Source organism: Nitrosomonas communis, assembly GCF_900114745.1.
Classification (GTDB): Bacteria; Pseudomonadota; Gammaproteobacteria; order Burkholderiales; family Nitrosomonadaceae; genus Nitrosomonas; species Nitrosomonas communis_A.
The window spans coordinates 1-6,088 of sequence record NZ_FOUB01000116.1; the positions used below are offsets into that span (position 1 = coordinate 1).

The 6,088-nt window shown below is 38.8% G+C and carries 9 protein-coding genes and 1 tRNA gene; all 10 read left to right on the plus strand.

Translation table 11 applies throughout. The features are described from left to right. Nucleotides 1-1,682 precede the first annotated feature (1,682 nt). The 10 genes from BM122_RS19995 to BM122_RS20025 all read left to right on the plus strand — a co-directional run bounded on the left by BM122_RS19995 (nt 1,683) and on the right by BM122_RS20025 (nt 6,063). Nucleotides 1,683-1,772, plus strand: a tRNA-Leu gene (locus tag BM122_RS19995). A gap of 164 nt (nt 1,773-1,936) precedes the next feature. Next, nucleotides 1,937-2,299: an Arm DNA-binding domain-containing protein gene (locus BM122_RS26405; protein WP_371264957.1), complete on the plus strand. Its 363-nt coding sequence runs from the start codon at nt 1,937-1,939 to the stop codon at nt 2,297-2,299. Further along, complete coding sequence (locus tag BM122_RS20000) at nt 2,236-3,141, plus strand: tyrosine-type recombinase/integrase (protein ID WP_371264958.1); 906 nt, start codon at nt 2,236-2,238, stop codon at nt 3,139-3,141. Before BM122_RS26405 ends, BM122_RS20000 begins: the two co-directional genes overlap by 64 nt. Before the next feature lie 96 nt (nt 3,142-3,237). Further along, entirely contained in the window at nt 3,238-3,735 is a 498-nt protein-coding gene (locus tag BM122_RS20005) for a hypothetical protein (RefSeq protein ID WP_074907300.1), read from the plus strand. Between the two features lie 45 nt (nt 3,736-3,780). Then, nucleotides 3,781-3,966 (plus strand): hypothetical protein, encoded by a 186-nt coding sequence (locus BM122_RS22885; protein ID WP_143083570.1) that lies wholly within the window; start codon nt 3,781-3,783, stop codon nt 3,964-3,966. A gap of 106 nt (nt 3,967-4,072) precedes the next feature. After that, a complete protein-coding gene (locus BM122_RS20010) occupies nt 4,073-4,312 on the plus strand; it encodes a helix-turn-helix transcriptional regulator (RefSeq protein ID WP_074907302.1) in 240 nt (79 codons plus the stop codon). 1 nt (nt 4,313) lies between these two features. Beyond that, entirely contained in the window at nt 4,314-4,511 is a 198-nt protein-coding gene (locus BM122_RS20015; protein ID WP_074907304.1) for a helix-turn-helix domain-containing protein, read from the plus strand. Then, complete coding sequence (locus BM122_RS20020) at nt 4,465-4,902, plus strand: plasmid recombination protein (RefSeq protein WP_074907306.1); 438 nt, start codon at nt 4,465-4,467, stop codon at nt 4,900-4,902. The genes BM122_RS20015 and BM122_RS20020 overlap by 47 nt, the downstream gene beginning before the upstream one ends. Nucleotides 4,903-5,098: 196 nt before the next feature. Beyond that, on the plus strand, nt 5,099-5,269 hold the full coding sequence (locus BM122_RS23715; RefSeq protein WP_177198229.1) for a hypothetical protein: 171 nt from the start codon (nt 5,099-5,101) through the stop codon (nt 5,267-5,269). Nucleotides 5,270-5,346: 77 nt separating this feature from the next. Then, nucleotides 5,347-6,063: a cytidine/deoxycytidylate deaminase family protein gene (locus BM122_RS20025; protein WP_074907308.1), complete on the plus strand. Its 717-nt coding sequence runs from the start codon at nt 5,347-5,349 to the stop codon at nt 6,061-6,063. The last annotated feature ends 25 nt before the right edge of the window (nt 6,064-6,088 follow it).

A 6,088-nucleotide genomic window follows, 5' to 3' on the forward strand; every position in this document is an offset into this window, starting at 1 on the left:
AATGAGATTTACTCAGCTGTTCTTGAACAACGTGGGAACTCTATGAACTGGGAATTAAAATCTTCACCATTTCTGAACGATAGAGCTAAAGGTCTCAAACATGAGGATTAAACGGGACAAGCTATTCAATTTTTTTGTAAATTCTAATTGAATTCTATTTAAAAAGAGCGAATAGAACAGTCTAAGAAAGGGTAGTCAGGATTCAGTGTAAAGTAGCATATCATTGATGTGACTACCTTTTTTGTACCTTAAATTTAAATAATATCGTAGCAAGATCAGGCTCGATTAGACACGCATGCTTTAAACGAAGGCGAGGCGGTAAACTTACTTCCCTTATGCTTGGTTAGTATTATCTCACCCTGCATCACTCACTTAATTTAGTAATTCTTAAAACGATAGTTGATGCATCTTACTGATAATTATGAAGTTATTAAGGCTGGAATACTCTGCTGACTTTAGCTTATTGGATCAACTCATCTTTATATTAGCAAAGAAGATTTTTTAGGCTAATTAAATAGACACGGAAATAGCTCAAAACTCTAGATTTTCTTGGAGAAAATTTCAACACCAATTGAAGAATAGACTAAGTAGCTCTACCTCTCCCAAATAAAACTTATAAGCGGGTAGGTATTCATGCATGCCAGCTTGTTGCAAGTTTAAAAAGTTAAATGAGATTACTAGAAAAGCAGATTGAACAACGAAACAAGGGAATTGATGCTTAGAAGTCAAGAATCTAAAAAGCTATTATAAAATCTCCACCCAGGAATCATCATAGTTTGCTTAATAATTGCGGTTAAACAATATTCAATAAGAAAACGTCTCTTATCATCTATTGTTACTTAAAATTACAGCACAATTGACATGCTCAAATGATAACCCAAGGGATAAAGAATACATGCCATGATAAAATGAATATCAATTAAAATACCTCTTACTATTCGCCAAATAACTGCTAGCCCTGTCTGCAAAATAAGCCATAAAAGCACGCCTTCGATCCAGACGTCATAAATACCAATATAATATATAGAAGGCCAGATTAACATGGTTTAGCTGCAATAAAGAAAAGATCGGCAATGGGATGCTGGAGAATTAAAGGAGTAAAATATAACCCATCTGGGTCAAGGCGTTTTAAGTTTGTTACATGGAACATTACAATGTTTGTGTAACACATAATTGCTACTGATAAAAGACTACCTTGTGATAAAAATTCACCTGGAGAAAAATTCAGTCCCAATTAAAAAATAAGTAAAATAGTTACTATTCTCCTCTCCTCTTCCAGGTAAATTACGAGTAGATCAGGTATCCAGTCTTACTTTGATTTGCTACTTGCTGGTGTTTTATGGTTGCTTAATTAACACGGAGCTATATTTGAAAATCCCAGCTTCATATAATGGACAGACTGTCAGTTAATTGAAAGCAAAATTAAGACCATAAAATCAAAAGAAGAATAGTGATAACAAAAAAACTAAACCATATAAAAGTCAGATATGATTTTCTGATATAATCGGAGACAGCCACTCCTCTTCTTCAAGAATTGAAAAATAATTTCATTCCACATCGTTCACAATAATAGGTTCTATAGCGTATTATTTCGCAGTATAATAGTAATTTCTTATCAATAAATATTATCTGTAACACTAACGTGTTGATAGCAAAGAAGAAGTAACATTTTAATTTTGATTGCCCGGATGGTGAAATTGGTAGACACAAGGGACTTAAAATCCCTCGGACCTTATACGTCCGTGCCGGTTCGATTCCGGCTCCGGGCACCAAATAAGCATTTCAAATAGTATCTCATCGCATCAAACCCCGCTACTTTACTAAGTTTCAGCAAGATTAATAGTCTTCTGTAGTATCACGACGTATCTAGACATACCGTCAAAATAACGGTATTTTTGACGATACTTTCACATACCGTCATATGAGATACCGTCAAATGCTCACAGATACCGCAGCACGCAACGCTAAACCTAAAGACAAGCCCTACAAAATGGCTGACAGTGGCGGCTTGTATTTACTGGTGAAATACGCTGGGAAGTATTGGCGTATGGATTACCGATATGCAGACAAACGAAAAACGCTAGCTATCGGTGTTTATCCAACTGTTACCCTTACCGCTGCACGCAAGAGAAGAGATGAAGCACGTGAATTACTGACTAAGGATGTTGATCCTGCCTTGGTGAAGGCTGTTAATAAGCAAATTAAAAAGCACGCCAATGAAAATACCTTTCAAACATTGCGCTTGAATGGCACACCAAGCAATCAACTACCTGGGCAGAATCAACCAGTGCGAACATAAAGCTATGTTTGGTAGCGGATATATTCCCCTGGCTAGGTAATCGTCCAATCAAAGAGATTAACGCGCCTGAATTATTGGCAGTGTTACGCAAGATAGAGTCTCGCGGAGCACATGAGAAAGCGCAACGAGCAAGGGAATATGTTGGACGGGTATTTAGGTACGCTATACAAACCGGACGCGCTGAGCGCGATCCTAGTGGCGATTTAAGAGGCGCATTGACTCCCGTCAAAGCAAAACATCATGCCAGCATTACTGACCCTAAAGCTATTGGCGCATTGATACGCTCAATTAACGGCTTTGTTGGTTCATATACTACTAAATGCGCGTTACAGCTTGCTCCACTGGTATTTGTACGACCGGGTGAATTACGTCAAGCAGAATGGACAGAAATTGATTTTGATAAGAAAGAGTGGCGCATACCCGGCCATAAAATGAAAATGGGTGAACAGCATATTATCCCATTATCACGTCAAGCTATTGAAATATTAGAATCCATTCAGCCATTAACAGGAAATGGCAAATATATCTTTCCAAGCATAAGAAGTACCGTCAGACCCATGAGTGAAAATACCGTCAATGCAGCATTAAGGCGCATGGGTTACGAAAAAGATGAAATGACCGGGCATGGTTTCCGTAGCATGGCTAGTACGTTATTACATGAACATGGCTGGCCCCATGAAGCAATAGAACGACAATTAGCCCATGCGGAACGTAACAAGGTATCAGCCAGCTATAACTTTGCCGAACATCTGCCAAAACGGCGGGAAATGATGCAATGGTGGGCTGATTACTTGGATGAGCTGGCAGCAGGTGCCAAGGTAATAAATTTACAAAAAATTTGATCAAGTTTAACTGCGCCTAGCCCGACGGGGCGAACACCGGGAACCCTTACCCGGTTGGCGTGGTTTCTGATTTAAGGGGGTGTGAAAGGGACGCTTATGAAGGATTATGAAAAATATGGTATTCCAGATGATTTATATTTAAATAATGAATTTATGATACCTGAATATTCATTCATCCATATTATCCATGATGAATCTTCTTTAGATACTGGATCAGCTGCTTTAAATAATTGGGATCGTGCGCTATGGGGAGCAGCTGAATATTGGACTGTATTAGAAGCATCTTTATTAATGGCAGGTTTAAATCCTGATAATGCCAATCTTTACGCAGTTGGCGAAAAGTGTACTCGGGATAATGATGGTTTACCTATAACGACTAATTACTTTTGGCTTAATGAACCTCAATTATTAGCAGCTAAGGATTATTTATTTTTATTTGAACGCTCCCCTCTTAATCCTAAAGCTCTACCCATAGATTGGATAAAATACTATAAACATAAAATATTTGGTAAATCTATCCAGCATGAGCTTATAGAAAGCTACGCTGAAGATTGGATTGTTTATTTTGATATTAAGAATGGTGTAATTAATTAATCTGAAATTGCAACTAAACCAGAATCAACTCGTAAAACTGAAAACTTGCTACGCGTTCTTGCAGCTATTGCTATTGATGCTTATGGATACGACCCTGAAGCGAAAAAATCTCCTATTCCCCAAGAAATTTCTGATGTATTGAGTAAGCAAGGAATATCTCTTAGTTCGAGAACGATTAGAGATTTTCTCAAGGAAGGTATTAACCTGTTACCAGCTCAAATAGAGCAATGAATTAAATAAAACGGAAATTACCGTTTGCAATAAGGAGATTTCCGTACTATCTAAATTGCTTTTTTTATGATGCTTCCTGTGATTAACAACAACAGGAAAATATCTAATGAGAGAATCTCAAAACTCAATTCCCGAAGCCCTCAAAAACTTCGATCAGCTTCCCGATACTGCCAATGTAAGACAGCCAATAGTTCAGGCTTTATATGCATGTTCATCCGCCAGTATTTGGCGGGGTGTAAAAGCAGGCCGTATTCCTAAACCTCGTAAATTATCACCACGCACTACTTGCTGGAATGTCGGAGAACTACGAGCAGCATTGGCTGTAACCGGAAATCAAGGGGCATAACATGGACAAAAAAATACCGCCCCATAAAGAAGCGGCTTTTCAAGAAATCAATAAGCAGTTTACAGGGGACGACGCTAAACAGCAATGCACCAGACTATTGCGAGCTTTAAGTTTATTCAGCATCAATACCTTTGAGGCAAGCCGTGGACTAGGTGTTTATTATCCACCCGCACGAACGTGGCGCAGGTGCACATATTGATGCGTTTAGAACGCCATTCAACTATTCATTGACCACTCCTGATACTGCGGAGCAAATCGACCGTCATGCAAAAGTATTACTGGTTCAGGCTGGCATTGATAAGCCCCGCATTAATCAGGTGATGGCATTAGAGATTATTTTCAGCTTACCTGTAGACCGACACGAACAGGACACCCGTCCATTCTTCAAAGATTGCCTGGAATGGGTTAAGCAACACATACCCGGTGTATTGCTATCCTTCGACGTTCATCTCGACGAAAGCGCACCCCATGCTCATGCACTGATTCTGCCTTTAGTGAAAAGCAAAATGCAGGGCAATCAAATCATGGGCGGCAAAGGTAATTTGCTTATTCTAATTCGCAATAGAAAAATAAATTATAAAATTACGTAATATATTGTAAAGAAATAATTTTATTTAAAAAATTATTTACTTTTTTATTGGGAATTGGAATTAGATTGATTAACCAGTTCCATTTGGATGTTGCCCGGCACTATGGGTTAAGCAGAAATGAACCAAACGTCTTACCAGTAATGACAAAGCATTTATTGAGAAGCAAGTTCTATCCAGCTTAATTGCTGATCCAGTCATGAAATCTATTGTCTGGCCATGTGTACGTGATGCCATCCACAGTAATCCCTTACCCTATGCCCAATTGTTGGGTATTGAACAAGCACAGCAGACTACTAAAGCTAAAAGAAGATCATTTGTAGAAATCATGACTTCCAGCGGAAAGGGAAAGGAAACAAATGCTATATAGCGTTTTAAGCAGTTAAAAACTTAAACACTATCCTGTGTATAGCGTTTCATTTACCGACTATTTCAAACAGATCAATTATGGCAACCAGTAAAAAGCCCAAAACACCTACAAATAAAGATACAAAAACACTTAATGTCAAACTGAAGGAAGGTGAAAATCAAGAGCGCAAGTTCGCTGAGATCAAGTTATCACCAACTATCTTAAATACTGTAACAACACAGGCATTTATTAAGCCTATTGCTGGTGACATAAATCTCGAAGAAGCAATATATGTCATGAACGAAAAAGCTAAGAAGGTTAATGACGGCGATTTGAGTGACCTTGAAGCAACGCTTACAGCGCAAGCAGTTTCATTAAATTCAATATTCAATGCGATGGCGAAGCGGTCAGCAGATAATATGGGGCAATATTTAAATGCAGCAGAAAGCTATATGCGATTGGCGTTGAAAGCTCAAGCGCAATGTGCCCGCACAATTGAAGTATTAGCAGCTATTAAAAACCCACCCGTGGTGTTTGTCAAGCAAGCCAATATTGCCCACGGTCACCAGCAGGTGAACAATGGCAATGATCAGTACGCGCACGCAGGAAAAAATATAAATTCGCAAAACGAACTATTAAGTGAGGGAAATCATGCGACATTGGACACCCGAGGAACGATTGAGACAAGCGGAATTAATCAGGAAATGGCAGCCGTGGAAACGGTCAACGGGAGCAAAGATGAATCGGCCCGGTTTTTCCGAAGACTTTTTAGTTTGAGTCAAGCTGCATCAGCTGACTCCTTTAATTGGCGATAATATGCCATTTCAAATTCAGCCGGTG

Coding starts and splice junctions, on each gene's coding strand:
- BM122_RS23715 (WP_177198229.1), top strand. CDS start 5,099: ATGAAATCTATTGTCTGGCCATGTGTACGTGATGCCATCCACAGTAAT.
- BM122_RS20010 (WP_074907302.1), top strand. CDS start 4,073: ATGAGAGAATCTCAAAACTCAATTCCCGAAGCCCTCAAAAACTTCGAT.
- BM122_RS20025 (WP_074907308.1), top strand. CDS start 5,347: ATGGCAACCAGTAAAAAGCCCAAAACACCTACAAATAAAGATACAAAA.
- BM122_RS20015 (WP_074907304.1), top strand. CDS start 4,314: ATGGACAAAAAAATACCGCCCCATAAAGAAGCGGCTTTTCAAGAAATC.
- BM122_RS20005 (WP_074907300.1), top strand. CDS start 3,238: ATGAAGGATTATGAAAAATATGGTATTCCAGATGATTTATATTTAAAT.
- BM122_RS26405 (WP_371264957.1), top strand. CDS start 1,937: ATGCTCACAGATACCGCAGCACGCAACGCTAAACCTAAAGACAAGCCC.